Raw genomic sequence first — 25,270 nt, forward strand, 5'->3', positions numbered from 1 at the left:
CGCACAACCTTGCCAACCCCCATTGGCACTCTTACATTCAACTCGTCGGTAACAACGGTGCACAGCCGAAAACAGGGACGATCTCATGACGGATTCCCCGCACTTATCCGGCTCATCCGGCTCACCCGGCTCATCCGAAGAAGACTTCCACGAGGACAGCGGCTCCGGCCGTGTCCGCTGGCGGCGGTTCGCCGTCCTGACCGTACCCGCGGTGGCCGTGACCGCCGGCCTCGGCATCGCCCTCGCGCAGGGCGCGATCGCCGCCTCCTTCGCGGTGTCGGGGCAGCAGTTCAAGGTGTCGGCGAAGAGCCTCGAGGGCGAGGGCTTCGTCCAGTACGGCAGCGTCGACGTCAACGCCCGCGAAGAACTGATCCCGGTGGCCGTCACCGCCATCCGGGAGGCGAAGCTGAACAGCCTGTGCCAGTCGGTGGTCACCACGCTCCCGGTGATCGGCGACATCTCGCTCAACCTGACGGCCGGCCAGAAGAAGCCCGTCGAGGCGACCAACCTGTTCGTGGACGCGACCCAGCTCTCCGGTGACGCGGTCTTCAGCAACATCGAGATCGGGCGCGACGCCTCCACCCTCGACAAGGGCCCGGCCGACGCCCAGGGGATGCAGGACCTGTTCGCGCAGCAGGCCGACACGGTCAGCATCACCGATCTGCAGCAGACGGCGTGGGCGACCAACGCCGGCACGTTCAAGCTCTCCGGGCTGAAGATGGACGTCAGCAAGGGCAAGAAGGAATGCTTCTGAGCCGTCGGCGGTGGCGGCTGTGGCGGCGCGGCAGACCGTTCTGGGGCGGACTGTTCACGATCCTGGCCGGAGCATGGATCTGCGTCCTGCCCCTCGCACCACTGAAGATCATGCTCCAGCAGGGCGTGGCGGGGATCCCGTCCGTCCTGATGGGCGCCGTGATGGTCGTTCTCGGCCTCACCGCCTGGTTCTCCCCCGCTCAGCGCGTCCTCGCGGGCGTCCTCACCACCCTGATCGCCACCGCCGCCCTGGTCCTGTCGAACCTCGGCGGGTTTCTGATCGGCACCTTGCTCGGCATTCTCGGCGGCGGCCTCATGTTCGCCTGGCAGCCGTACGCCGCCACCCGCTCCACCGCTCCTCCGCCTGCACCCGCGGCTTCCCCCACCGCGTCCCCCGCTCCGTCCCCCACCGCGTCCCCCGCTCGGTCCCCCACGACACCTCCGCACCACGATCCCCAAGGAGCACAGCCATGAGCCGTACGCGCACCGCGCTCGCCCTCGGGATGGCCGCCGCCGGAGCCCTCTCGCTGGCCTCGGTCACCGCCTCCGCCGCGCCGTTACCCGCCGCCGGGTCGACCACCGTCACCCCGGCCGGGCACGGATTCCAGGCCACCCTCAGCGGTAAGGCCACCCTCAAGGCCGGTTCGGTGACGGTGACCTGCAACGTCTCCGTGGCCACCGGTACGGTGCCGGCCGCCCCCGGCAATCAGAACCCCGCCGGGCCGGTCTCGTCCCCGATCTCGGCGCCGACGTACAGCTCCTGCACCTCCAGCGCCTGGGGCGTGACCCCTACGGTCACCACCAGCGGTGCCTGGACGGTGTCGATGCAGCACGGCTCCCCGATCACCGCGACCATGACCGTGCCGGCCGGCGGCCTCGTGGTCAAGACGACCGGCCTCGCCTCCTGCACCGTCACCACGGCTCCCACCGCCGCGGCCGACGTCGCCGGCGCCTGGGCCAACGGCGCCCCGCCGAGCCTGACCTTCACCAACGCGACCGTACCGGTCAAGGTCACCGGCGGGTTCGGCTGCCCGACGAGCGCGACCACGTCCACCTTCAACGCGGTCTACCTCGTCACCGACACGACCGACCCGGCGCAGCAGATCACCGTCGGCCCCTGAACCGCGCGCGCGAGGCCCGCCGCCCCGGAGATCGTCCGGAACGGCGGGCCTCCGTCGTGCCCCGTGCCCCCACTGCCTCAGCGGTGCGCCGGGAACTCCACCACCTGCTGGTACGTGGGCCGGTTCTGCCAGTTCACCTGCGGGTGGGACAGTCCGCCGACCGGGCGCTGGACGATCGAGTCCGCACACCACTGGCTGCCCGCCGCGCAGGTCCCGTCGGCCGGGTACACCGCCGCCGGGGTGGCCGCGGCCGCCTGCTTGAGGGTGGCGGTCATGGCCTCGCGGCACGCGGCGAGGGAGCCGCCGCCGCAGTGGACCCGGGACGGCGGATCGGCCGTCGGCCGCCCGAGGACCATCCGCAGGTCCTCGTCCGCGTAGCTCCACCAGCCGTACTGGAAGGCCGATCCGGCATGCGAACCGGTGGGCCCGTGCCCTGCATTGGGTGCCTCGTCGACGGTCAGCGAGGCGCGCAGGGCGTCGTACAGCGGCGCGCCGAGGCTCGGCTTGAACTCGGCCTCGATCAGCAGCGGCCACCAGGCGTCCAGGATCCGGATCGCGTCCGCGTGCGCGTACGCCCGCGAACCCTGCGCGGTCTCCTTGCGCTTGCTGCCGCTCGCCTGCCAGGCGGCCAGCTTGTCGACGGCCGCGGCGACCGCCGGGTCGGTGACCGGTCCGCTGCGCAGCACGGCGAGGAGTTCGGGCAGCAGGTTCTCGGCGCGCAGGTCGGTGACGGCGGCCTCCGCCATCGCCTGCGTGAGCGTGGCACGGGTGACTCCGCCGGCCGTGACGAGCTGCTTGACCCGGCGGTCGAGGAGGTCTCCGCGGTGGACGGCGCCCATGCCGAAGCCGGCCGCGCTGTAGTCCTTCGCCTGCTTGTTGTTCCAACTGATGTAGTAGTCCTGGCCGATGGACTGCGGGTGCTCGGCGGGCGGGGTGTAGGCGGCGGTGTTCGCGGCCGGGTCGAAGCCCTGCCACTCGTACTGCTGACGGGCGTGCACGGGCAGGGCCGCGTCCACGCCCGCCGGGCGCACCGGGTTCAACCCGCTGTTGTAGTAGGCGGCTTCGCGCGAGTCGGCGTAGAACCAGTTGAACGCGTAGCCGATGTGCTGGGCCGCCTGCTGGAAGGTACGGGCGTCCTTGACGTACGAGGGGTCGTTGAGCATCTGGAAGCCGATGATCGAGTCTGCCTCGTGCCGGTAGGTGGAGCGCAGCGCGGTGTAGGCGACGGGCTTGGCGGCCACCGTGGCGCGGTGGGTGACGATGCCGTAGTGGGTGCGCCACACCTGCATCCGGTAGGAGCCGTCGGGGGTCGGATCGGCGACGGATTTCTTCCACGCGTTGGTGTGTTCCAGCTTCTCCATCGGGGTGCAGGTCCCCCGGTAGAGGTACGAGGCGCTCGCCTTGGTCGGTGCCGCGCCGCCGGGCTCGCACAGCTCGACGGCGAAGGTGTCGGTGATGTCCTGGCCGGCGGAGGTGGCGCTCCAGGCGTAGTCCTGGCCGCGGCCCAGCTGCACGTACATGCTGACGCCCGCGAAGGAGGCGCCGCGGGCGCTGATGCCGGGCCCCTGGAGCTCCTGGAGCATGAGGAGCTGGGGCGCGAGGTAGCCGGTCTGCGGACCGAAGACGGCGACGGGGTGGCCGCTCGCGGTGTGGGCGCCGGAGACGAGCAGGGCGTTGGACATGCTCTGCCTGAGGGGCTTCGGCGGGCTCGCGGCCTCCTTGGCGGCCGCCGCGCCCGTACGGTCGTACACGAGCTGTTCGGCGACCACGGATCCGGCGTCGGGGAGGGCCGCGCCCTGCGGGTTCGCGGGCTTCTGGGCGTACGGGAAGCTCGTGCCGTCGTGGACGGTGAGCACGGCCTCGGGGTCGTTGCGCTGGCGGAAGGACTCCCAGACCCTGGTCCCCTCCTCCAGGCCGTACTTCTGCTGCGCGGCGAGCAGGGACAGCGCGGCCTGCACCTCGCCGCCGCCTCCGCCGCCGAACAGGCCGCCGACGACGGAGGCGAGGGCGATCAGGTCGGTGATCTTGAAGGGCTGGATCTCGCCGGCGTTGGTGATCGAGTCGATGTGGCCGGTGAGGACGTACTCGCCGGGGAAGTAGCGGCCGTTCTTGGACTGGGTGCGGTAGAGGTTGATGCCGTCGACGTAGGCCTGCGCGTCCTCCATCGCGAGCCGGCCGCGCTCGCCCTCGGTGGTGCGGATGCGGTCCACCTGGGCCTGGAGGTCCGCTTCGGTGTAGGGGGCCTGCGGCCAGAACTGCTGCTCCAGGCCCTGGTTGGCGAGGGCGCCGCCCGCGAAGGGGGTCAGGTCGCCGCGTCCCACGTGCCGGAAGAGGTCCATCTGCCAGAGCCGGTCCTGGGCGGCGGCGTAGCCCGCGCCGAAGGAAGTCCCGGAGCGGGTGGTGCCCTTGATGTGGGGGACGCCGGTCTGCTTGTCGCGGGTGATGGTGACGTCGGGGCGCGGGCTGGTGGTGGACTCGACCTGGTCGGCGGGCACGCCGAAGGAGGCGGTGTTGAAGAAGTCGTTGACCTTGGCGTCCGTGAGACCCGGATAGCCGGCCACCAGCGAGTCGTAGCGGGCCAGTTGGTCGGAGGTGTGGGCGGGCAACGTGCCGAACGCCTTGTGCAGGAGGATCTGCGCGAGCGTGGCGTTGCCGTTCTGGCCGGGCGGCAGGATGTCCGAGCACCGGCCGCCGCAGTAGTCGGCGATCGGGAGCGGCGCCGGGTCGGCTGCGCCGGCGGCGCCCGCGGCCGTGGCGGCCGGTGCCAGCAGGGTCGCGCCGAGGGCGATCAGGGCGGTGGCGACGGCAGTTCTCAGGCGGGCGGTAGGACGCCGCATGCGTGCTCCTCCGTGGGGGGCAGGAACCGGTCACGGGGGAGGGTACCGGCGGATCTACCGCTCAGTAAGATGAATGACAGTCACTTTTCGCGCAGGCCGGGGCACTTGGAAATTGCGTTGCCCGACGGCGGGTGCCTTGGGAGGCTCCTGGGCATGTCACAGAGCACTGAGCATCAAGAGCCCACCGCCCGCACGCCCCGGGACGTCTCCGACCTCTTCTCCGGCGGCCGCCTCCTGACGATCCCGCGCAAGGCGGCCCGGCGCGAGCAGCTGCTCGTACACCTCGCGCAGACCCTCTTCGCGGCGGACCGGGAGTACACGGAGCCCGAGGTGAACGACGCCCTGCGCACGGTGCACGAGGACTGCTCGGCGCTGCGGCGCTACCTGATCACCTCGGGCCACCTCACCCGGACCCGGGACGGCAGAAGCTACCGGCGGTCGACGACGACCCGGTAGTGGGTCGTCAGCCGGCCGTCGTCGCCCAGTACGTGGAAGGCGACGGCGGGCGGCTCGTCGAGGTGGACGTGCTCGGAAGACCCCGTCCGCGCCTCCCACGGCAGCCGGATCGTGGAGACCACGCCCGGCGCCACCAGCAGCGGTCGGCCCGCGAAGGTGGTGGCCGCCGCGGTGTGGGCGTGCCCGCACAGGAAGGCCGTCAGGTGCGGGTGCCGCTCGACGAGTTCGGCGAGCCGCTCCTCGCCGAACTGGCGGATCCCGTCCACGTACGGGACGTGCAGCGGGACCGGCGGGTGGTGGAAGGCGACCAGCACCGGGGTCTCGCGCGGGGTGTCGGCGAGGACCCCGTCCAGCCAGGCCAGTGTGGCCTCCTCCAGGAGGCCGTGGTCCTCACCGGGAACGGACGAGTCGCACGCCGCGAGCACGAACCCGTCTCCCCGCAGCACTTGGTCGACCGGTTCCGCCGGTGCTCCGGCGCCCTCCCCCAACAGCCCCTGGCGGAAGGCGGCCCGCTCGTCGTGGTTGCCGGGGCAGACGATGACGGGGTGGCGCGAGCGCAGCAGCTTGGCGGCCTGCTCGTACTCGTCGGCGGTGGCGTGGTCGGCTATGTCCCCGCTGACCAGCACGGCGTCCAGGTCGTACGGCAGCGCGTCGAGGTACTCCATGACGGCGCGGGTCCGGTCGGCCGCCCGCGGGCCGCAGTCGAGATGGACGTCGCTGAGATGGGCGATCACGATCACGTGTGATGCCTCCTTGGTCTCCGGGTCGTGTGGTCGGACCGCCATTCAACAGGCCCGCACCACCTCGAACGCCTCGAACGCCACGTCCGCTTCGGGCACACCGGGACCGCGGGCCGGACACGGGTCAGGGAAGAGACGGCCTAGCCCCGGTACGTCTCCAGCAGTCTGAGCCAGATCTCGCTGATCGTCGGGAAGGCCGGGACCGCGTGCCACAGGCGTTCGACGGGGACCTCGCCCGCCACGGCGACGGTGGCCGCGTGCAGCAGCTCGGCGGCGCCCGGGCCGACGAAGGTCGCACCGAGGAGGATCCCGCGGTCCAGGTCGACGACCATCCGGGCCCGGCCGCGGTAGCCGTCGGCGTAGAGTCCGGCGCCCGAGACCTTGGACAGGTCGTAGTCCACGGCGCGCACCCGGTGGCCGGCCCGTTCGGCCTCGGCCAGGCTGAGGCCCACCGCGGCCGCCTCCGGGTCGGTGAAGACCACCTGCGGGACGGCCCGCGTGTCGGCGGTCGCCGCGTGCGCGCCCCAGGGGCGGGTATCGAGCGGGGCGCCGCCTTCCGCGCGGGCGGCGATGGCGGCTCCCGCGATACGGGCCTGGTACTTGCCCTGGTGGGTCAGGAGCGCGCGGTGGTTGACGTCGCCGACGGCGTACAGCCAGTCGTGGCCGGGCACCCGGCAGCTGTCGTCGACCTCGATCCACTGCCCCGCGGGCAGGCCGACGGTGTCCAGCCCGATGTCCTCGGTCCGCGGTGCGCGCCCGGTCGCCACCAGCAGCTCGTCGCCCTCGACGAGCTCGCCGCCCTCCAGCACCACCGTGACGGGGCCGGTGGAGCCGTCCCGTACGACGGCCTCGACGGTCACGCCCGTACGGACCACCGCGCCCGCCTCGCGCAGCGCCTCGGCGACCAGCTCGCCCGCGAAGGGTTCCATCCGCGGCAACAGTCCCGAGCCGCGTACGAGTACGGTGACCTGCGATCCGAGGCCCTGCCATGCCGTGGCCATCTCCGCGGCCACCACCGAGCCGCCCACGATCAGCAGCCGGCCCGGCGCCGCCTGGGCCGAGGTCGCCTCGCGGCTGGTCCAGGGACCGGCCCCGGCCATCCCGGGCACGTCGGGGACCACGGCCCGGGTCCCGGTGGCGACCACCACCGCGTGTCGGGCGGACAGCACGTGGTGCTCGCCCTCGGGGCTGGTGACGGCGACCTTGCGGATTCCGTACAGCCGGCCGTGGCCCCGGTAGACATGGGCTCCGACCGAGTCGAGCCAGTCGATCTGGCCCCCGTCCTTCCAGTTCCCGGTCCAGTAGTCGCGGTGCGCGAACACCGCCGCCGTGTCGAGCGGTCCCCCGGCGGCGCCCGCCAGGCCCGGCACCCGGCGGGCATCGGCCCGGGCCAGCACCGGGCGCAGCAGCGCCTTGCTCGGGATGCACGCCCAGTACGAGCACTCCCCGCCCACGAGCTCGCTCTCGACCAGGGCGGTACTCAGCCCGGCGGCGCGGGTCCGGTCGGCGACGTTCTCGCCTGCCGGTCCCCCGCCGAGCACCACTACGTCGTACTCCACGGCATCGGTCATACGGGTCAGTGTCACCGCCCGCCGGGGGCGGCGTCACGCAATCAGGCCTCCGGCGTGCCGTTCTCCTGCCCGCCCTGCTGCTCCGCGGCGATCTTCGCGCGGACCTCGTCCATGTCGAGGGCGCGCGCCTGCGCGATGAGGTCCGTCAGGGCCGCCTCCGGCAGGGCGCCGGGCTGGGCGAAGATCGCCACCTGATCCCGGACGATCATCAGGGTCGGGATCGAGGTGATCTGGAAGGCTCCGGCCAGCTCCTGCTGCGCCTCGGTGTCCACCTTGGCGAAGACCAGGTCGGGGTGGGCCTGGGAGGCCTTCTCGAAGACCGGGGCGAACTGCAGGCACGGCCGGCACCAGCCCGCCCAGAAGTCGATCAGCACGAACGGGTTCTCGCTGACCGTCTGGTCGAAGTTTTCCTTGGTGAGCTCGACTGTAGCCACGGTGTCCTGCCTCCTGATTGAGCGTTCTGCTCCTTGAACCAACGACGTGTCCCCATCATTCCGCCCGCGACCGGACGGCCCCTAGAACGGATGCCCTGCGGGGGTGGAGCGGGTGGTGGTCCAGCGCAGATCGGTGAAGGCGTCCAGGTTCGCCTCGCCGCCGAACCGGGCACCGGTGCCGGACACCCCGACTCCGCCGAACGGCGCGACGGCCTCGTCGTTGACGGTCTGGTCGTTGACGTGCGCGATCCCGGTCGGGATCCGCTCGGCCAGGTCCAGCCCGCGCGCCGCGTCGCGGGTGACGATCCCGAGGGAGAGCCCGTACGGGCCGGCCGAGGCCAGCTCCACCGCCTCCTCCTCCGTCGCGAAGGACCGTACGGGCGCGACGGGCCCGAATACCTCCTCGGCGTAGGCGGGGGTGTCGTCGCCGACCCCGGCGAGCACGGTCGGCCGGTAGAAGAGGTCCCGGTGGGTGCCGCCCGCGACGAGCTTGGCGCCCTGTTGGGTGCTGGCCTCCACCAGGGCGTGTACGCGCTCCACCTGGGCGCGGTCGATCAGCGGGCCCAGGTGGACCTGCTCGCGGTACGGGTCCCCCACCGCCAGGGCCTCGGCGCGTACGGCGAGCCTCTCCACGTACTCGTCGTAGAGCGAGGCGTGCACGAGGTGGCGGCCGGCGGTCATGCAGATCTGGCCCTGGTGGAAGAAGGAACCCCAGGAGGCCTGGGCCACGGCTGCCTCGACGTCCGCGTCGCGGAGCACGACGAGGGCCGAGTTGCCGCCCAACTCCAGGTGCACCCTGGTGAGGTGACGGCCCGCCAGCTCGCCGACGGACCGGCCCGCGGCGGTGGATCCGGTGAACGACACCACCCGGACGCGCGGGTCGGCGACGACCGCGGCGCCCGTCTCGGCTCCGCCCGGCAGGACGTGCAGCAGGCCATCCGGCAGACCCGCTGCGGCGAAGACGGCGGCGAGCGCGAGGCCGCCGCAGACGGCGGTGCGCCGGTCCGGCTTGAGCAGCACCGCGTTGCCGAGGGCCAGCGCGGGCGCCACCGAGCGGACCGACAGGATCAGCGGGGCGTTGAACGGGGCCACGACCCCGACCACCCCGGCCGGCACCCGCCGGGTGAACGAGAGCCGGGGCGCCTCGCTCGGCAGCACCTGCCCGGTCGGGCGGGAGGCCAGCGCGGCGGCCTCGTAGCACTCCTGCGCGGCGACGTGCAGCTCGAAGTCGGCCTTGCCGGGTATCGAGCCGGACTCCCGCACCAGCCATTCGCGCAGCTCCTCGGCGTGCGCGGCGAACAGGTCCCCGGCGCGGCGCAGCACGGCCGCCCGCTCCGGGTGGGTGGCGCGCGCCCAGTCGCGCTGCGCGGCCTGCGCCCGTACGGCCGCCTCCGCGACATCGGCGGGCGCGGCCAGGCCGATGGTGGCGAGGGTGCGGCCTGTGGCGGGTTCGACGACCGGGGCGGCGCCGCCGGTGAGGGTGGGTCCGTCCTGCCAGAGCGTCGGATCGAGGAGCGGCATGGCGCGGGGCCTCCGGTGGGGATGGGCGAGTGCCGGGGGGCGGCAGCACGCGCCATCGTGCCAGACCGAAGGCTCCACTTCTGTTCAGTTATTGGGCAGTTGAGAAGTCACGGTGACCGGAAACGATCGACGCCCCTCAGCGTGGAAGGCCCTCGGGGGTTCAGCGCTCCAGGACGAGCGCGATGCCCTGGCCGACGCCGATGCACAGCGCCGCCATGCCGGTACCGGAGCCCGCCGCCGCCAGCTGGTGCGCGACCGAGCCCGCCAGCCGGGCCCCCGACGCACCGAGGGGGTGGCCGATCGCGATGGCGCCGCCGCGCGGGTTGACCACGGCCGGGTCGAGCTCCGGCCAGGCCGCCAGGCAGCCCAACGCCTGCGCCGCGAAAGCCTCGTTGAGTTCGAAGGCGGTGAGGTCGCCGAACCCGCGGCCGGCCTTGCCGAGGGCCTGCTGCACGGCGTCCACCGGGCCCAGCCCGAAGAGCTGGGGCTCGATGCCGGTGACGGCGGAGGCGCTGATCCGGGCGAGCGGCTCCCGGCCGGTGGCGGCCAGACCCGCCTCGTCGGTCAACAGCAGTGCCGCGGCACCGTCGTTGAGCGGGGAGGCGTTGCCGGCCGTGACCGTACCCCGGCCGTCCGTACGGAAGGCGGGCTTCAGCCGGGCCAGGGCCTCGGGCGTGGAACCCTCCCGGATGCACTCGTCCCGTACCAGGTCCACGCCCTCGTACGGCACGACTTCCCCGTCGTACACACCGGCGGCCCAGGCGGCCGCCGCCTTGCGGTGGCTCTCCAGGGCGAAGGCGTCCTGCGCCTCGCGCGTGAGGGCGTACTTGTCGGCGACGAGTTCGGCGCCCTCGCCGAGGGAGACGGTCCACTCCGAGGGCATCCGCGGGTTGGTCATCCGCCAGCCCAGGGTGGTGGACCACATCTGCTGGTGGCCGGCCGGGAAGGTGCGTTCGGGCTTCTGCACCACCCAGGGGGCGCGGGTCATCGACTCGACTCCGCCCGCGATGGCGACGGAGGCGTCGCCGAGCGCGATGGCGCGGGCGGCCTGGATCACGGCTTCGAGGCCGGATCCGCACAGCCGGTTGACGGTGACGCCGGGGACGCTCACCGGGAGGCCGGCCAGCAGGACCGCCATCCGGGCGACGTCGCGGTTGTCCTCGCCCGCGCCGTTGGCGTCGCCGAAGACGACGTCGTCGATGCGGGCCGGGTCGAGGTCGGGCGTACGGTCCACCAGCGCGCGGACCACGTGCGCGGCGAGGTCGTCCGGCCGGACTGCGGCGAAGGCCCCGCCGAACTTGCCGATCGGGGTGCGGACGGCGTCGACGACGTAGACGTCGCGGACGGTGCGGATGCTCATGGGGTCGCTCCTGGGCGGATCCGTACGGGCGGTGGCGCTTCGGTGCGTGTGTGGGCACCGCGGGACGCCGCCGGGCGCGCCCGGTGGGACGCGCCCGCAGTCTCCGTCCGCAGGTCACCGCCTGTCAACGGCCCCCCGGTCCGGTCCTGGAACTGAGCGCTGCCCCTGGGGTGGGAGCGGCCGCGACGGCCGGTCGTCAGGTCGACTCGCGCCGGACGGCCGTCGCCGCCATCAGATCGTGCCGCTCCGTGGCCTCCGACGGCTCCCGCACCGCGCGGTCCACCAGCGAGGCGAGGTGGTCCCCGGTCGGCAGCTCGATCCGCACCGTGCTCAGCCGGGGCCGCAGCAGACGTCCGATGAGCAGGTCGTCGGCGCCGATGACCGCGACGTCCTCGGGGATGCGCAGCCCCTCGTCCTGCAGGGCCCGCATGAGCAGCATGGCGTACTCGTCGTTGTACGCGAAGGCCGCGTCCAGGCCGAGTCCGCGCCAGCGGGCCGCGAGCGCCGCGGCGGACTCCTCGGCATAGGCCATCGGCAGGACCTCGATCTCCGCACCGGCCCCGGCCGCCTCCCGCACCGCCTGGCGGGCACCCGCCAGGCGTGGCGCGGAGAACAGCTCCATGCCGTCCTCCTCGGGGACGACCACGCCGATCCGGCGCCGGCCGCGGTCGACCAGGTGGGCGGCGGCCCGGGCGCCGACCTCCTCCTGGTTCATGACCAGCGCGTGCGCGCCCGGCACGCTGACCGGGCCCATGGTGATCACGGCGCGGGCTCCGGCCCGCTTGAGGGTGGCCACGTTGCGCGCCGAGAGCGTGATCTCGCCCAACGAGATCACCGCCACCGGACGCAGCTCCGCCCAGGCGCGGGCGGCCTCGTCACCGCCGAGACCGAGGCTCCCGTACTGGACCACGGTGTAGTCGAGCCGGCGCAGTGCCCACTGGAGCTCGTTGAGGAAGGTGCTGTAGAGCGGTCCGACCGGCACGTGCGAGGTGGGCAGCAGCACGATCCGGGTGTGCCCGGCGCGCAGGCTGCGGGCCGCCGCGTGCGGCACGTACCCGAGCTCCTCGGCTGCCTCGCGCACCTTGCGGCGGGTCGGCTCGCTGATGCGCACGGCTTCCGCGTTGTTCAGGACGTACGAGACCGTCGCGCGCGACACGCCCGCGAGCCGGGCCACGTCGGCGCTGGTCGGCACGGTGTGCGGCGAGGCGTGCGGCGAGGACTGCGGAGTGGAGGAGCCGGAGGGCCCGGCAGCGGGTGCCGGTGCCGGCGGCTTCGGCGACTTCGATGACTGGGACATTGCCGTGGCATCTTTCCAGACCGGTTGCGCCCGGGGGCTGGCGGATGGCCGGAATCGAATGCTACACAGTGGTTACACGATTCATTGACACGTGTAAGCCGGTGGCGTATCCCTCTGCCGAGCAGGTCGCCCCGCGTGTCGCCCGACGTGCCGTCGCCCTGTCGCGCTCCGACGCACCCCCGCCGTCGCGACAGGGCGGCGCGCACCCCCCGCCCCACCACTCCTCATCCCCTCGCACCTGCCCAGGAGGGCACCGTGGGCCTTTCCTCCCCCGGCAACGGCAACGGCACCGGCACCGGCACCGCCCCGGCCACCTCGGCCACCACCGACGCGGTCGACGCGTCCGGCCCGTACCGCCCCGGACGCGGCCTGCTCCCGCTGCTGCTCGTCGGCAACAGCGCCATGTACGCGCTGTACGTAGGCGTCGCCGGCGTCCTGCTCGCGCTCCAGGTGGAAGACATCGATCCGGCGAACAAAGTCGCGAACTTCGGCCTGATCGCAGGTGTCTCGGCGGTCTTCGCCACCGCGTTCAACCCCGTCGCCGGAGCCCTGTCCGACCGCAGCGGACGGCGCAACCCCTGGATCCTCGGCGGCGGACTCGCCGCCGTACCGGCGATGTTCCTGCTCGGCTTCGCCGACACGATCCTGCTGATCACGATCGCCTGGTGCCTCGGACAGGCCGTCATGAACGTCTACCAGGCCGCCATCACCTCCGTGGTGCCCGACCGGGTGCCGATGAGCGCACGCGGCAAGGCCTCCGCGGCCGTCGGCCTCGGCCTGCCCTTCGGTTCCACGCTCGGCGCGCTGGTCGGCGCGGCCCTCTCCGACGACTACCGCACCGGGTACCTCGTCTTCGGCGCGCTCGTGGCGGGCTCCGCGGTCCTCTTCACCGCCTGCACCCGCGAGCAGCGGCTCCCGGCGCGCGCGCCGCTGCCCGCCAAGGCCCAGCTCGCCGCCTTCGCGAGCGCGCTGCGCGACCACGACTTCCGGTGGGCCTTCATCGGGCGGGCGCTGCTCGTCCTCGGATACTTCGCGGTGAGCGGCTACCAGCTCTACGTCCTCCAGGACCACACGGTGCTGCCCGACGGCATGGAGCCGGAAGCCGCGGTGGCGGTGCTGATGCCGCTGACCAGCGTGGCGATGGTCGTCTCCACGGTCCTCGGCGGCTACCTCTCCGACCGGTTCGACCGCCGCAAGCTCTTCGTGGGCGCCTCCGCCCTGCTGTCGGCGGTGGCGCTGGTGCTCCCGGCCGTGTCGACCAGCTGGACCGCGATGCTGGCCTTCTCGGTCGTCAACGGGCTCGCGTTCGGCTGCTACATGGCCGTGGACACCGCGCTCGTGACGCTGGTGCTCCCCAAGGCCGAGGACGCGGCCCGCGACATGGGCGTGCTCAACATCGCCAACGCCGGCCCGCAGATCGTCGCGCCGTTCATCGCCTCGGTCGTCGTCTCGCTCAGCGGCGGGTACACCGCCCTGTTCGTCGTCGCGGCCGTGTTGGCGGTGGCGGGCGCCCTGGCCGTGAAGCCGATCCGCAGCGTGCGCTGACCCGTTCCCTCCTCCCCCTCTTCTCTTCGCCTCCTGTTCCACTCATCGATGAAGGGCATCACCGTGCTGCTGCACACCCAGACCTGGGGCGAGGGCGACCGCATCGCCCTCCTGATCCACGGGATCATGGCCGACCACCGGACCTGGCGCCGGGTCGGACCCGCCCTCGCCGACCACGGATACCACGTGATCGCCGTGGACCTGCGCGGCCACGGGGCCAGCGGCCGGGGCGAGTACAGCCCGGCGCTCTACGCGGACGACCTGGTCGAGACCCTTCCGGCGGGCGCCGAACTGGCCCTGGGCCACTCGCTGGGCGGCCTGACCCTCTCGCTCGCGGTGGACCGGCTGAGGCCGCGGCGCGCGGTGTTCTCCGACCCGGCGTGGCACCTCGCCGCTTCCCCGGAGGGCTTCGGACCCGAGATGCTCGCGGAGTTCAAGACGGCCCCCAGGGAACGGATCCAGGCGATGAACCCGCGGTGGGAGGAGGCCGATGTGGACATCGAGCGGGCGACCCTGGCGGTGTGGGACGAGGCCACCGCACTGAGCCTCGGCCCGCTGGCGGGAGCCGACCTGATGCCGTCGGCGCCGGTGGTCCCCTCGCTCGTACAGCTCGCCGATCCGAGCATGCTGGTCTCGGAGGAGCGGGCGGTGGTCCTCAAGAGCCGTGGTTTCGAGGTGCGTTGGGTCACCGGGGCCGGACACACCATCCACCGTGACGACTTCGAGGGGTTCATGGCCTCGCTGGAGGGTTGGATCTAGTCACCCCCGGCCGCTCCCCACTACGGTCTCCTTACCGATCGGTAATGGGGAGTGGTCGCGGTGTCTGATTCTTCAGCGTCAACAGTCTCGGCGGCCGGACCGGCCGCCCCCGGCTCCGGCGGGCCCTCGGGCCTGGTGGAGATGACAGCAGCGCTCGCTGAAGGCAGCTGCTCCGCACGGGAGTTGACCGAGCGCGCCCTGCACCGGATCGCAGCCGCCCAGCCCCGGCTCAACGCCTTCCGGACGGTACGCGCCGAGGCCGCCCTCGCGGAGGCGGACGCGGCGGACCGGAGGCTGGCGGCGGGCGAGCGGCTGCCGCTGCTGGGGGTCCCGCTCGCCGTCAAGGACGACATGGACGTGGCCGGCGAGCCCACCTCCTTCGGCTGCGCCGGGAACTTCCCCGCGAAGGCCGCCGACAGCGAGGCGGTACGCAGGCTGCGCGCGGCCGGCGCCGTGATCGTCGGCAAGACCCAGACCCCGGAGCTGGGGCAGTGGCCCTTCACCGAGGGCGAGGCCTTCGGCGTGACCCGCAATCCGTGGAACCCCGCCTACACGCCCGGCGGTTCCTCGGGCGGCTCGGCGGCCGCGGTGGCGGCGGGTCTCGTCCCGGCGGCGCTCGGGTCCGACGGCGCGGGCTCGGTCCGGATCCCCGCGGCCTGGACGCACCTGATCGGCGTGAAACCGCAGCGCGGGCGGATCTCCACCTGGCCGGAGCCGGAGTCCTTCCACGGGCTGACCGTCAACGGCGTCCTGGCCCGTACGGTCGCCGACGCGGCCCTCCTGCTGGACGCGGCGAGCGGCCCGCACCCCGAGGACCTGCACCGCCCGGCCCGCATCTCGGCCGTGGAGGCGGCCCGCCGCACGCCGCGCCGGCTGCGCATCGCCCTCTCGTTCGCGATGCCGTTCACGGCGACGCCCAAATCCCTGGATCCGGAGGTCCGTTCGGCGGTGGAGCGGCTGGCCGCCCGGCTGGAGTCGCTGGGCCACGAGGTGGTGCCCGAGGACCCCCGGTACGGCCCGATCGGCCTGACCTTCGTCCCCCGGGCGACGAGCGGCGTACGGGACTGGGCGTCGCGGGTGCCGGATCCCGGGCTGCTGGACCCCCGTACGCACGAGGCGGTACGGACGGGCCGGATCCTGGGCGGCCTGCCCCTGCGGGCGGCCCGCCGGGCGGAGGCGGTGCTGCGCCGCCGGGTCGGGGAGATCTTCGGCCGCTTCGACGTGGTCCTGACCCCGACGACGGCCACCCCGCCCCTGCGGATCGGAGCACTGGCGGGCCTGGGCGCGATGGCGACGGACCGGGCGATGATCGCCGCCTGCCCGTACGCCTGGACGTGGAACGTGCTGGGCTGGCCGGGCATCAACCTCCCGGCGGGCTTCACGGAAGACGGTCTGCCGATGGGGGCCCAGCTCCTGGGCCCGGCGAACTCGGAACCGACGCTGCTGGGCCTCGCGGCGCAGGTGGAGGCGGCGGAGGGATGGGCCGCGAGGTGGACCGGGGACTCCGGGGGCCGGTAGGACCACGGCGGCGGCCCGGACAGCGTACGCGTCAGCTCGGCTCCTGACCCGTCACGGCGTCGATCTCCATTTCGACGAGCCAATCCGGTTCGATGAAGCGGGAAACCTCCACGAACGTGGTCACGGGCCGGATGGCGGCGAACCGCTCCCCGTGCGCCCGCGCGGCCTCCTTCCACCGCGTCACGTCGGTCAGCATGACGCGGGTCCGCACCACGTCCTCGAGCGATGCCCCCGCCTCCCGCAACGCCTTCTCTGCGATGTCCAGACACCGCACCGTCTGCGCGTAGACGTCGCCGGGGCCGACGGTGGTCCCGTCCTCCCCGATCGGCGCCGTTCCCGCGACGGCGACGAAATTCCCGGCCCGCACCGCACGGGAAAACCCGATCTGCGGCTCCAACGGCGAGCCCGAACCGACGATCTCACGCACATGCCCCATCTCGTCATGGTGCCAGATTCGCTACAACAGACTGTTGAAGAAGGCGGATCCGGTGTAAGTTCCCTTTGGGAACTAAGCAGTGAACGAGGGGATGGCAATGGCTCAGCAGACCTGGACGGCCGTCGACGCCTATTTCGACGGGCTGTTGGTCGAGGAGGACGAGGCCTTGACGGCCGCCACGGCCGACTCCGAAGCGGCAGGTCTGCCGGCCCATCAAGTCGCCCCCAACCAGGGGAAGCTGCTCCATCTCCTCGCCCGGATCCGCGGCGCCCGCAGGATCCTGGAGATCGGCACGCTGGGCGGTTACAGCACCATCTGGCTCGCGCGGGCCCTTCCCGAAGGCGGGCAGGTGGTCACCCTGGAAGTCGACGCACGGTGCGCCGAGGTCGCCGCCGCGAACATCGCCCGCGCGGGGCTGCAGGACGTCGTCGACATCCGTCAGGGCAAGGCCGTCGACCTGCTCCCGCAGCTCACGGGCACCGAGCCGTTCGACCTGGTCTTCATCGACGCCGACAAGCCGTCCAATCCCCAGTACCTCGAGTGGGCCCTCAAGCTCACGCGGCCGGGCAGCGTCATCATCGGCGACAACGTGGTCCGCGACGGCGCCGTGGTCGACGCCACCAGCTCCGACCCCCGCGTACAAGGCGTCCGCCGCTTCACCGAGCTGATCGCCGAGCAACCCCGGCTGACGGCCACCGCGCTGCAAACCGTCGGCAGCAAGGGCTACGACGGCCTCGTCATGGCCCTCGTCACGCCGTAGCCGCGCCACCCGGGCCCTGGTGCCCGGCAACCGCGAGCCCGACCCGCTAGCCTCACCCGGATGACGGCTATCTCCCCCCACGGCAACCACCGCACCGACCAGCCCGGCCGCGACGGCCACACCGCCCAGGCCGATCCGCACGCCATCGGGCCGGTGCGGACCTCGTACGCGCCCGACCACGACGGGGATCCCGATCCCGGCGAGATCGTCTGGACCTGGGTGCCCTTCGAGGAGAACGACGGCCGCGGCAAGGACCGCCCGGTACTGGTCGTGGCACGGGAGCCGGGCGTGCGGACGCTGCTCGCCGTGCAGCTGTCCAGCAAGCGGCACGACCGCGACCGGGAGTGGGTGCCGATCGGCACCGGCCCGTGGGACAGCGCGGGGCGGGAGTCCTGGGTGGACGTCGACCGGGTGCTGCGGGTCCACGAGGCGGGGATGCGGCGCGAGGCCTGCGCGTTGGACCGGGGCCGCTTCCAACTGGTGGTCGACCGGCTGCGCGAGCGCTACGGCTGGCAGTAGCCGCCCGCAGGGCACCCCGCCCGCCCGGCTCCGCCCGCCGGCCACCCACCGGCCTCGGGCCGGAAGCGAGCAGGCCGAGCAAGGGGAGCACGCGGCAGTGCGGATCGAGCGACGCCGGGTGGACGAGGCCGTACTGTCGGCGGCGGTCGACGGGGAGCGGCTCACGTACCCGGCAGACGGAGGCGGGAAGGCGGGCCCCGGGCCGTGGCGCGAGGGGGTGCCCCTCGCGCTGGTCACCGGCCGTCGCGAGGATCTCGCCCCGTTCGTCCGCACCGGTCCCGCGTTCCGCCAGGAGGACCGCTCCGCCTCCGCGTCCTACCGCCGGGCCCTGCACCACTTCCTTCGCGGCGAGGACCCCCGGCCCGCTACCGACCGGGCGCTGGCCGACGCCCCGCAGGTCAGGGGCCGGGGTGTCGCCGAGCCGCCGGCCGTGCTCCTGTCGCAGCCGGTCGAGGGGGACGAGAAGAGCTTCAACCTGGCCCTGCTGGACGCCCTCGAAGCCCATGGCGACCACTGCGGCGTCTCGGACCGCGCCGAGCGCCCCGACGCGGCCGTCGACCTCGACGTCCCGGCGCTGGCCTGCCATGCCCGCCGCCGGGGCTGGGACATCAAGGTCTCGTCGCCCTACCTGCCGCCGCGCCTGCTCGAGACCGCCGAGACGGCCTAGCCGCAGCCCAGGCCGAAGACCTGTTCGAAAGCCTCCCGGGTCTCCGGCTTGCGGTCCAGGATCCCGAACACCGTCCGCTCGAACACCCCCGCGAAGCGGCCGGCCAGAAGCCCCCGGAAGGCCTCCGCAACCACCGCCGGGTCGTTTCGGAACACGCCACACCCCCACGCCCCGAGCACCAGCCCCCGGTAGCCGTGCAGGGCGGCCACCTCCAGGACGAGCCCGGCCCGCCGGACCAGCGCCTCCGGGATCTCGGCGGCCCGCTCCGGCTCCTGGCGGCGGATCGTGCCCGCGTTCGGAGCCGGGGAGGTCAGGAAGCCGACGCGGAACGGGGTCTCCAGCAGATCGCCGCGGTCGTCGCGGAAAACGGGGACCCGGGGCGAGTGAATCACCCGGTCGGTGTAGAACGTGCTGCGCTCCGCGCGGTGGACCTCGTAGTACTCCGGAGCCTGGAGCAGGGTCTCGTACAGGGCCGAGGCGCGGCACAGCGCCTCCTCCTGGGCCTTGGCGCCGCGGACGTAACCGCCCCCGGGATTCCGGGCCGAAGCGAAGTTCAGCACCGCCACCGAGGAGCCCTGCGCGGCGAGCCTGCGGGCTGCGACCGTGCTGCTCTCCCCGGTGACCTCGACGGCCGTCGCGCCCCCGCGACCGACGATCTCCTCGCGTGGAATCGCCCGGTTTGGTCCATATATCCTGGTTCCTGCCTTGGCTTCCGCCACGGCGGCGGCCAATTCGACCCGCCGTCCCGAAGGCGCCCGGTAACCGCCGGCCGCCACGATCTCCGCGTTCTCCCGCGCGATCTCCCGCAATCTGCTGCTCACTCCACCATCCTGCGCACCACAAGACCCAGAGGTAAAAGGATTTTGCACCCGACAGACGGGTAGGCACGGGTGATGTCACGACCGATGTCACGACCGACGACAGGAGAAGAGGCCCCGGTCATGCCCAAGGCCCCACCCGCCCCCTCACCCACGCCCATATCCGAGAGCCAGGCCGAGGACCTGGTCCACGGCATCTGTTTCAAGACCGGCCCGCCCCGCCTCCTCGGTGCCGAGCTCGAATGGCTCGTCCTGGACGCCGAGCGGCCCGGTCGCCCCCCGTCCCCCGAGCGGCTGCGCGCCGCACACAGCGCCGCACGCGCCCTGCCCCTGCACTCAAGGGTGACCGTCGAACCCGGCGGCCAGCTGGAACTCAGCTCGGCTCCCGCCACCTCCCTCAGCGGCTGCGTGGACGGCCTCCAGGCCGATCTGACCGCCGTACGGGCCGCCCTGCTCACCCAGGGGCTGCTCCTGGAGGGCCGCGGCCAGGATCCCCGGGTCCCCCACCGCCGTCTGCTGGCCAGCCCGCGCTACGACGCGATGGAGGCGTACTTCGACCGCACCGGCCCGGCCGGGCGCGCCATGATGCGCGCCTCCGCCTCCGTGCAGGTCTGCATCGACGCCGGGTACGAGGAACCCGGCGTGCTCGGCCACGGCCGGCGCTGGCGGCTCGCGCACCTGCTGGGCGCAGTCCTGGTGGCCGCCTTCGCCAACTCCCCCGCGTACGAGGGCCCGTACGCCGGCTGGCGCTGCGCCCGCCAGGGGAACTGGACCGACATCGACAGCCGGCGCTCCCTCGCCCCGCCTCTGGACGTCCTTCCGCGGGGCGGCTGGACCCGGCAGGCGCTGGACACCGAGGTGATGTGCGTACGGTCGTACGACGGCGAGCCGTGGACGATCCCGCAGGGCCTGACCTTCCGCGACTGGCTGCGCGCCGACGGCCATCCGGCGTACCCGGGGCTGCGGCCGCCCACCGCGGAAGACCTGGACTACCATCTGACCACGCTGTTCCCGCCGGTGCGGCCGCGCGGCCACCTGGAGCTGCGGATGATCGACGCCCAGCCGGGCGACGACGGCTGGCTGGTCCCGGTGGCGGTCGTGCACGCGCTGTTCGACGATCCGGAGGCCGCCGAGACCGCGTACCGGGTGACCAAGGCACTGGCCGACACCTACGGCTCCGCACCCGCGCCCCGCAATCCGCTGTGGCGGTCCGCCGCCCGGCGCGGTCTGACCGATCCGGAGCTGCGGGCGGCCGCCAAGGCCTGCTTCCGGGCCGCCTGCGAGGCGCTGCCCCGGCTCGGCGCCAGCGCCCATGTACGGGACACGGTCGGCGCCTTCACCGAGCGCTTCGTGCTCCGCGGACGCTGCCCGGCCGACGACCCGCCGCAGCCCGTGTCCGCCACCGCCGGGAAGGAGGCCCGCCGATGACCACCGAATCCCACCCCGGCCTGCGGGAGCGGGCGGCCGCCGCGCTTGCGGCCGCGCGGGCCCGGACGGCCGCGCTCACCGACGCCGTGACCGACCAGGACCTCACCGCGCAGCACTCCCCGCTGATGTCCCCGCTGGTCTGGGACCTGGCGCACATCGGCAACCAGGAGGAGCTCTGGCTGCTCGGCCGGGTCGCCGGACGCGAGTCGATGCACCCCGAGATCAACCCCCTCTACGACGCGTTCGAGCACCCCCGCTCCGAGCGGCCGAAGCTGCCGCTGCTCGGGCCCGCCGAGGCCCGCCGGTACGCGGCCGAGGTGCGCGGCCGGGTCTTCGACCTGCTGGAGCGCACCCCGCTGGAGGGCAGCGCGCTCCTCGACGACGGCTTCGCCTTCGGGATGATCGCCCAGCACGAGCAGCAGCACGACGAGACGATGCTGATCACCCATCAGCTCCGGCGGGGCGAGCCCGTACTGACCGCCCCGGAGCCCGATGCCCCGTACGAGGCGCCGTTGGTGGCCGAAGTCCTGGTTCCGGGCGGTCCGTTCACCATGGGCACCTCCGCCGAGCCGTGGTCGCTGGACAACGAGCGGCCCGCGCACACCCGGGACACGGCGCCGTTCTGGATCGACACCGTGCCGGTGACCAATGCCGCGTACCAGGCGTTCATCGCGGACGGCGGCTACCGCGAACCCCGCTGGTGGGCCGCGCCCGGATGGGCGCAGATCCGCGAACACGGCATCGGGGCGCCGTTGTTCTGGCGTCGCGAGGGCGGGCAGTGGCTGCGCCGCCGGTTCGGGGTGACCGAGCCGGTCCCGGATGACGAACCGGTGCTGCACGTCAGCTGGTACGAGGCGGACGCCTACGCCCGCTGGGCGGGGCGCCGGCTGCCCACGGAGGCCGAGTGGGAGAAGGCCGCCCGCCACGACCCGGCCACCGGCCGCTCCCGCCGCTATCCGTGGGGCGACGCGGACCCGGACCCGGTCCACGCCAACCTGGGCCAGCGCCACCTGCGTCCGGCCCGCGCCGGCAGCTACCCGGCCGGGGCCTCCCCGCTGGGGGTGCGCCAGCTGATCGGCGACGTGTGGGAGTGGACGGCCTCCGATTTCCTGCCGTACCCGGGGTTCCGGGCCTTCCCGTACCGCGAGTACTCGGAGGTGTTCTTCGGCCCCGAGCACAAGGTGCTGCGCGGCGGCTCCTTCGCGGTGGACCCGGTGGCCTGCCGGGGCACCTTCCGCAATTGGGACCTTCCCGTGCGGCGGCAGATCTTCTCGGGCTTCCGCACCGCGAGGGACGTCTGATGTGCCGTCATCTCGCCTATCTGGGCCCGGAGGTGGCCCTCGGCCACCTGCTGAGCGACCCGGAGCACTCGCTGGTGCACCAGTCCTGGGAGCCGCGCCGCCAGCGCAGCGGCACGGTCAACGCCGACGGCTTCGGCGTCGGCTGGTACGCGGAAGCCGACCCGGTGCCCGCGCGCTACCGCCGGGCCGGTCCCATCTGGGCCGACCTGGGCTTCACCGACATCGCCCGCGTGGTGCGCAGCGAGGCCCTGCTGGCCGCCGTACGGGACTCCACCCGGCCCGGGGCCGACGGGGAGGCCGCGGCGGCTCCGTTCGCGGACGGGCCGTGGCTGTTCAGCCACAACGGAGCGATACGGGACTGGCCGGACGCGGCGGCGCCGCTGGCGCTCGGCCTGCCGCCCACGGAGCTCCTCCAACTGGCTGCTCGTACCGATTCGGCGCTGATCTGGGCGCTGGTCCTGCACCGGCTGCGGGCCGGGGCCGACCTCGGCCCGGCGCTGGCCGGAGCGGTCCTGGAGCTGGCCGCGGCCGCACCCGGCTCACGCCTGAACCTGCTGCTGACGGACGGCACGGCCATCGCCGCGACGGCCTGGGGCGATTCGCTCTGGTACCTGGCCGACGCGGCGCCGCAGCGCATGGTGGTGGCGTCCGAGCCGTACGACGACGACTCCCGCTGGTGCGAGGTACCCGACCGCACCCTGCTGACCGCAACCCGTACCCGGGTCGAGCTGACCCCCCTCAAGGAGACCCCGCTGGGGGACAAGGAGTGCCCGTGAACGACTTCCAGATGACCCGGACCCTCGACGAGCACGCCGCGGAGACGGCGCTGCGCGCGGACGTGCTGCACGGGCTGACGCAGACGCCGAAGGTGCTGCCGCCGAAGTGGTTCTACGACGCGCGGGGCAGTGAACTCTTCGAGGAGATCACCCGGTTGCCCGAGTACTACCCCACGCGCGCGGAGCGGGAGATCCTGCTGGAGCGGGCGCAGGAGATCGCCTCGGCGAGCGGGGCCCGGACCTTGGTGGAGCTGGGCTCCGGTTCCTCGGAGAAGACCCGGCACCTGATCGAGGCGATGCCGGCGCTGGACACCTACATCCCGGTGGACGTGAGCGAGAGCGCCCTGGCCGGTGCGGCCGAGACGCTGCTGGCGGCGCATCCGGGGCTGCGGGTGCACGCCCTGCTGGCCGACTTCACCCGTGCGCTGCGGCTGCCGGAGTCCCCGGGACCCCGGCTGGTGGTGTTCCTGGGCGGCACGATCGGGAACCTGCTGCCGCCGGAGCGGGCGGTGTTCCTGGCGTCCGTACGGGCGATGCTCTCGCCCGGGGACACGCTGCTGATCGGCACGGACCTGGTCAAGGACGAGGCCGTGCTGGTGGCGGCGTACGACGACGCCCAGGGGGTGACGGCCGAGTTCAACCAGAACGTGCTGACCGTGATCAACCGGGAGTTGGGCGCGGACTTCCACACCGCCGACTTCGCGCACGTGGCGGTGTGGAACCGGGAGCAGGAGTGGATCGAGATGCGCCTGCGGGCCCGGTCGGAGCTGCTGGTGAAGATCCGGTCGCTGGACCTGGTGGTGCCGTTCGCGGCGGGTGAGGAGATCCTGACGGAGGTGTCCGCGAAGTTCCGTCAGGAGGGCGTGCGCAAGGAACTCGCGTCGGCCGGGCTGGAGTTGGTCCAGTGGTGGACGGACGCGGACGGCCGTTTCGCACTGTCCTTGTCGGTCGCCGACGGCGCCGGGCGCTGAGTCGGGATGCCGGACGGGGATGAGGCGGAGGTGATCGCCGTCTGAGCCGCGGCCGCGAGGTCCCGCCGGTCCGGGTACCGGCCCGGCGGGATCCGCGGCAGCAGCGTGACCTCGGCCCGCACCCCGCGGGCCCGCGCGATCCGCCAGAGCGAGGCGGTCAGCGGGTCGTCCCCGACGAAGGCGGGCTCCCCGGCCGCCTCCCCGTCGCACCGCTGGTACGCGAGGCGGACGGGCTGTACGGGTACCCGCGCGTCCAGGGCCGCCTGGAAGGCCGCCCTGCGGAAGGCGCCCTGGGCGCGCCCGCACCAGGTGGAGCCCTCGGGGAAGACGGTGACGCGGTCCCCGGCCAGCAGCGCCCGGGTGATGGCCTCGACGGTGGCGGGCAGGGCGCGGATCCTCTCGCGCTCGATGAACAGGGTCCCGGCCTGTCCGGCGAGGGGGCCGAGGACCGGCCAGGCCCGGATGTCGCTCTTGGCGAGCATGCGGCACGGCAGGACCGCGGCGACGAGCGGAATGTCCAGCCAGGAGATGTGGTTGGCGACGATCAGGCGGCCGCCGCCCCGGCCCGGGCTTCCGTGCACGGTGATCCGTATGCCGAAGGCACGGACCAGCGCGGCCGACCAGGCGCGCACCACCGCGTGCCGGGGCCGGGCGGGCAGCAGCCGTACCGGCGGGGCGCCGAGGATCCCGGCCAGGATCAGGAGGACGGCGGTGCAGAGCCGGAGCACCGCGAGCGGGACGCTCGCCGTGCGCCCCTCGTGGCCGGCGCAGGCCTCGGGGGTGCAGGGCGAGGTGGGCAGCCAGACGCTCATGCGCCCGGGACGAGCGAGAGGAAGTGCTTGAGGTAGCGGGGGTTGGTGCGGCGCAGGGAGAGCAGCACGTACAGGTCGGCGCAGCCGAACTCGGCGTCGAAGGCCGGCTCGCCGCAGACCCACGCGCCCAGGCGCAGGTAGCCGCGCAGCAGCGGGGGCAGTTCCATGCGGGCGGGGAAGGTGGTGCCCTCGGGGTTCCAGGGGGTGTGGGGGGTGACCCGGTACTCCTGTGGCGCGGAGGCGCGGGCCAGGGCCGCCTCGCGGGTGGCGGCCGCCAGGACCCCGCCGTCGGCGAGCGGTATCGAGCAGCAGCCGGCGAGCCAGTTGTGCCCGGAGCGGTCCATGTAGCGGGCGAGGCCGGCCCAGATGAGGGCGATGACGGCGCCGTTGCGGTGGTCGGGGTGGACGCAGGAGCGGCCGACCTCCACCAGGTCCGGGCGGATGGGGGCGAGGGCGGAGAGGTCGAATTCGCCCTCGGAGTAGAGGCGCCCGGCGACGGCGGCGCGCTCCGGGGGGAGCAGCCGGTAGGTGCCGACGACCTGCTCCGTCTCCTCGTCGAGCACGAGGAGGTGGTCGCAGTACGCGTCGAAGGAGTCGATGTCGAGTCCGGGCTCGGGTCCGTCCAGGCGGGCACCGAGCTCGCCGGCGAAGACCTGGTACCGCAGGCGCTGGGCGGCGCGCACCTCGGTTTCGTTGCGGGCGAGGCGTACGGCATAGCGGGGGCCCTGGGCGGGGGCGCTGCCGGTGGTGGGGCCGGGGCCGGTGGCGAGGCCCGCTGCGGTGGGGGAAAGGGGGGACGGGGACAGGGGTGCGATGGTCATGGCGGCTCCTGATCCGGGCGCGGAGGGCCGGGCCGGCAGGTGTGCGGCC

Annotated in this window: 25 protein-coding genes; 14 read left to right on the forward strand and 11 right to left on the reverse strand. The window is 73.4% G+C overall.

Annotation, left to right across the window (positions count from 1 at the left end; genetic code table 11):
* Positions 1-196 precede the first annotated feature (196 nt).
* From ACIPUC_RS04625 to ACIPUC_RS04635, 3 genes are read left to right on the forward strand one after another with little or no spacing between them, the layout of a single operon-like run.
* Positions 197-754, forward strand: coding sequence for a DUF6230 family protein (locus ACIPUC_RS04625; RefSeq protein ID WP_446586788.1), 558 nt, complete (start codon positions 197-199; stop codon positions 752-754).
* Positions 745-1,227 carry a DUF6114 domain-containing protein gene (locus tag ACIPUC_RS04630; RefSeq protein WP_446586710.1) on the forward strand — a complete coding sequence of 161 codons (483 nt, stop codon included), beginning with the start codon at positions 745-747 and terminating at the stop codon, positions 1,225-1,227. Before ACIPUC_RS04625 ends, ACIPUC_RS04630 begins: the two co-directional genes overlap by 10 nt.
* Entirely contained in the window at positions 1,224-1,874 is a 651-nt protein-coding gene (locus ACIPUC_RS04635) for a hypothetical protein (protein ID WP_446586711.1), read from the forward strand. Before ACIPUC_RS04630 ends, ACIPUC_RS04635 begins: the two co-directional genes overlap by 4 nt.
* A 77-nt stretch (positions 1,875-1,951) precedes the next feature.
* Here ACIPUC_RS04635 and ACIPUC_RS04640 read toward each other — a convergent pair whose 3' ends face one another.
* Positions 1,952-4,711 carry a penicillin acylase family protein gene (locus ACIPUC_RS04640; protein WP_446586712.1) on the reverse strand — a complete coding sequence of 920 codons (2,760 nt, stop codon included), beginning with the start codon at positions 4,709-4,711 and terminating at the stop codon, positions 1,952-1,954.
* 153 nt (positions 4,712-4,864) lie between these two features.
* Here ACIPUC_RS04640 and ACIPUC_RS04645 point away from each other — a divergent pair, with 153 nt between their 5' ends.
* Positions 4,865-5,167: a DUF2087 domain-containing protein gene (locus ACIPUC_RS04645; RefSeq protein ID WP_446586713.1), complete on the forward strand. Its 303-nt coding sequence runs from the start codon at positions 4,865-4,867 to the stop codon at positions 5,165-5,167.
* Here the strand turns inward: ACIPUC_RS04645 and ACIPUC_RS04650 are convergent.
* The 6 genes from ACIPUC_RS04650 to ACIPUC_RS04675 all read right to left on the reverse strand — a co-directional run bounded on the left by ACIPUC_RS04650 (position 5,140) and on the right by ACIPUC_RS04675 (position 12,090).
* Positions 5,140-5,907 carry a metallophosphoesterase gene (locus ACIPUC_RS04650; RefSeq protein WP_446586714.1) on the reverse strand — a complete coding sequence of 256 codons (768 nt, stop codon included), beginning with the start codon at positions 5,905-5,907 and terminating at the stop codon, positions 5,140-5,142. The genes ACIPUC_RS04645 and ACIPUC_RS04650 overlap by 28 nt on opposite strands.
* A 140-nt stretch (positions 5,908-6,047) precedes the next feature.
* Complete coding sequence (locus ACIPUC_RS04655) at positions 6,048-7,478, reverse strand: dihydrolipoyl dehydrogenase family protein (protein WP_446586715.1); 1,431 nt, start codon at positions 7,476-7,478, stop codon at positions 6,048-6,050.
* A gap of 41 nt (positions 7,479-7,519) precedes the next feature.
* Complete coding sequence (locus ACIPUC_RS04660; RefSeq protein WP_446586716.1) at positions 7,520-7,912, reverse strand: thioredoxin family protein; 393 nt, start codon at positions 7,910-7,912, stop codon at positions 7,520-7,522.
* An 81-nt stretch (positions 7,913-7,993) separates the two neighbouring features.
* Positions 7,994-9,433, reverse strand: coding sequence for an aldehyde dehydrogenase family protein (locus ACIPUC_RS04665; RefSeq protein WP_446586717.1), 1,440 nt, complete (start codon positions 9,431-9,433; stop codon positions 7,994-7,996).
* 160 nt (positions 9,434-9,593) lie between these two features.
* Positions 9,594-10,793 carry a thiolase family protein gene (locus ACIPUC_RS04670; protein ID WP_446586718.1) on the reverse strand — a complete coding sequence of 400 codons (1,200 nt, stop codon included), beginning with the start codon at positions 10,791-10,793 and terminating at the stop codon, positions 9,594-9,596.
* A 196-nt stretch (positions 10,794-10,989) separates the two neighbouring features.
* The gene (locus tag ACIPUC_RS04675) at positions 10,990-12,090 is read right to left on the reverse strand and encodes a LacI family DNA-binding transcriptional regulator (protein ID WP_446586719.1); all 1,101 of its coding nucleotides are present in this window, start codon (positions 12,088-12,090) and stop codon (positions 10,990-10,992) included.
* 255 nt (positions 12,091-12,345) lie between these two features.
* Here ACIPUC_RS04675 and ACIPUC_RS04680 point away from each other — a divergent pair, with 255 nt between their 5' ends.
* From ACIPUC_RS04680 to ACIPUC_RS04690, 3 genes are all read left to right on the forward strand, one after another.
* The gene (locus ACIPUC_RS04680) at positions 12,346-13,635 is read left to right on the forward strand and encodes an MFS transporter (protein WP_446586720.1); all 1,290 of its coding nucleotides are present in this window, start codon (positions 12,346-12,348) and stop codon (positions 13,633-13,635) included.
* Between the two features lie 63 nt (positions 13,636-13,698).
* Positions 13,699-14,394: an alpha/beta fold hydrolase gene (locus ACIPUC_RS04685; protein ID WP_446586789.1), complete on the forward strand. Its 696-nt coding sequence runs from the start codon at positions 13,699-13,701 to the stop codon at positions 14,392-14,394.
* Positions 14,395-14,526: 132 nt separating this feature from the next.
* Positions 14,527-15,912 (forward strand): amidase, encoded by a 1,386-nt coding sequence (locus ACIPUC_RS04690; protein WP_446586790.1) that lies wholly within the window; start codon positions 14,527-14,529, stop codon positions 15,910-15,912.
* 31 nt (positions 15,913-15,943) lie between these two features.
* On the opposite strand, the gene ACIPUC_RS04695 is transcribed toward ACIPUC_RS04690, so the two are convergent.
* Positions 15,944-16,339, reverse strand: coding sequence for a RidA family protein (locus tag ACIPUC_RS04695; protein ID WP_446586721.1), 396 nt, complete (start codon positions 16,337-16,339; stop codon positions 15,944-15,946).
* A 106-nt stretch (positions 16,340-16,445) separates the two neighbouring features.
* On the opposite strand from ACIPUC_RS04695, the gene ACIPUC_RS04700 reads away from it, so the two are divergent.
* The 3 genes from ACIPUC_RS04700 (at position 16,446) to ACIPUC_RS04710 (ending at position 18,294) form a co-directional block, all read left to right on the forward strand.
* Positions 16,446-17,108, forward strand: a complete 663-nt coding sequence (locus ACIPUC_RS04700; RefSeq protein ID WP_446586722.1) for an O-methyltransferase — start codon at positions 16,446-16,448, stop codon at positions 17,106-17,108.
* 60 nt (positions 17,109-17,168) lie between these two features.
* Positions 17,169-17,627, forward strand: a complete 459-nt coding sequence (locus ACIPUC_RS04705) for a type II toxin-antitoxin system PemK/MazF family toxin (RefSeq protein ID WP_446586723.1) — start codon at positions 17,169-17,171, stop codon at positions 17,625-17,627.
* Between the two features lie 97 nt (positions 17,628-17,724).
* On the forward strand, positions 17,725-18,294 hold the full coding sequence (locus tag ACIPUC_RS04710; protein ID WP_446586724.1) for an immunity 49 family protein: 570 nt from the start codon (positions 17,725-17,727) through the stop codon (positions 18,292-18,294).
* On the opposite strand, the gene ACIPUC_RS04715 is transcribed toward ACIPUC_RS04710, so the two are convergent.
* Entirely contained in the window at positions 18,291-19,115 is an 825-nt protein-coding gene (locus ACIPUC_RS04715) for a TIGR02452 family protein (protein ID WP_446586725.1), read from the reverse strand. The genes ACIPUC_RS04710 and ACIPUC_RS04715 overlap by 4 nt on opposite strands.
* A 120-nt stretch (positions 19,116-19,235) precedes the next feature.
* Here ACIPUC_RS04715 and egtA point away from each other — a divergent pair, with 120 nt between their 5' ends.
* Genes egtA through egtD form a run of 4 tightly spaced genes read left to right on the forward strand, consistent with a single transcriptional unit; the run spans position 19,236 to position 23,588 of the window.
* Entirely contained in the window at positions 19,236-20,540 is a 1,305-nt protein-coding gene (egtA, locus tag ACIPUC_RS04720; RefSeq protein ID WP_446586726.1) for an ergothioneine biosynthesis glutamate--cysteine ligase EgtA, read from the forward strand.
* The gene (gene egtB, locus ACIPUC_RS04725; RefSeq protein ID WP_446586727.1) at positions 20,537-21,841 is read left to right on the forward strand and encodes an ergothioneine biosynthesis protein EgtB; all 1,305 of its coding nucleotides are present in this window, start codon (positions 20,537-20,539) and stop codon (positions 21,839-21,841) included. The genes egtA and egtB overlap by 4 nt, the downstream gene beginning before the upstream one ends.
* Positions 21,841-22,617: an ergothioneine biosynthesis protein EgtC gene (gene egtC / locus ACIPUC_RS04730; protein ID WP_446586728.1), complete on the forward strand. Its 777-nt coding sequence runs from the start codon at positions 21,841-21,843 to the stop codon at positions 22,615-22,617. Before egtB ends, egtC begins: the two co-directional genes overlap by 1 nt.
* Positions 22,614-23,588 (forward strand): L-histidine N(alpha)-methyltransferase, encoded by a 975-nt coding sequence (gene egtD / locus ACIPUC_RS04735; protein WP_446586729.1) that lies wholly within the window; start codon positions 22,614-22,616, stop codon positions 23,586-23,588. The genes egtC and egtD overlap by 4 nt, the downstream gene beginning before the upstream one ends.
* On the opposite strand, the gene ACIPUC_RS04740 is transcribed toward egtD, so the two are convergent.
* Both ACIPUC_RS04740 and ACIPUC_RS04745 read right to left on the reverse strand, forming a co-directional pair.
* Positions 23,471-24,400 (reverse strand): lysophospholipid acyltransferase family protein, encoded by a 930-nt coding sequence (locus tag ACIPUC_RS04740; RefSeq protein ID WP_446586730.1) that lies wholly within the window; start codon positions 24,398-24,400, stop codon positions 23,471-23,473. The two genes, egtD and ACIPUC_RS04740, sit on opposite strands and share 118 nt — an antisense overlap.
* Positions 24,397-25,221, reverse strand: a complete 825-nt coding sequence (locus ACIPUC_RS04745; RefSeq protein ID WP_446586731.1) for a GNAT family N-acetyltransferase — start codon at positions 25,219-25,221, stop codon at positions 24,397-24,399. The genes ACIPUC_RS04740 and ACIPUC_RS04745 overlap by 4 nt, the downstream gene beginning before the upstream one ends.
* Between the last annotated feature and the right edge of the window lie 49 nt (positions 25,222-25,270).

The organism is Streptomyces sp. LARHCF249, assembly GCF_052871255.1.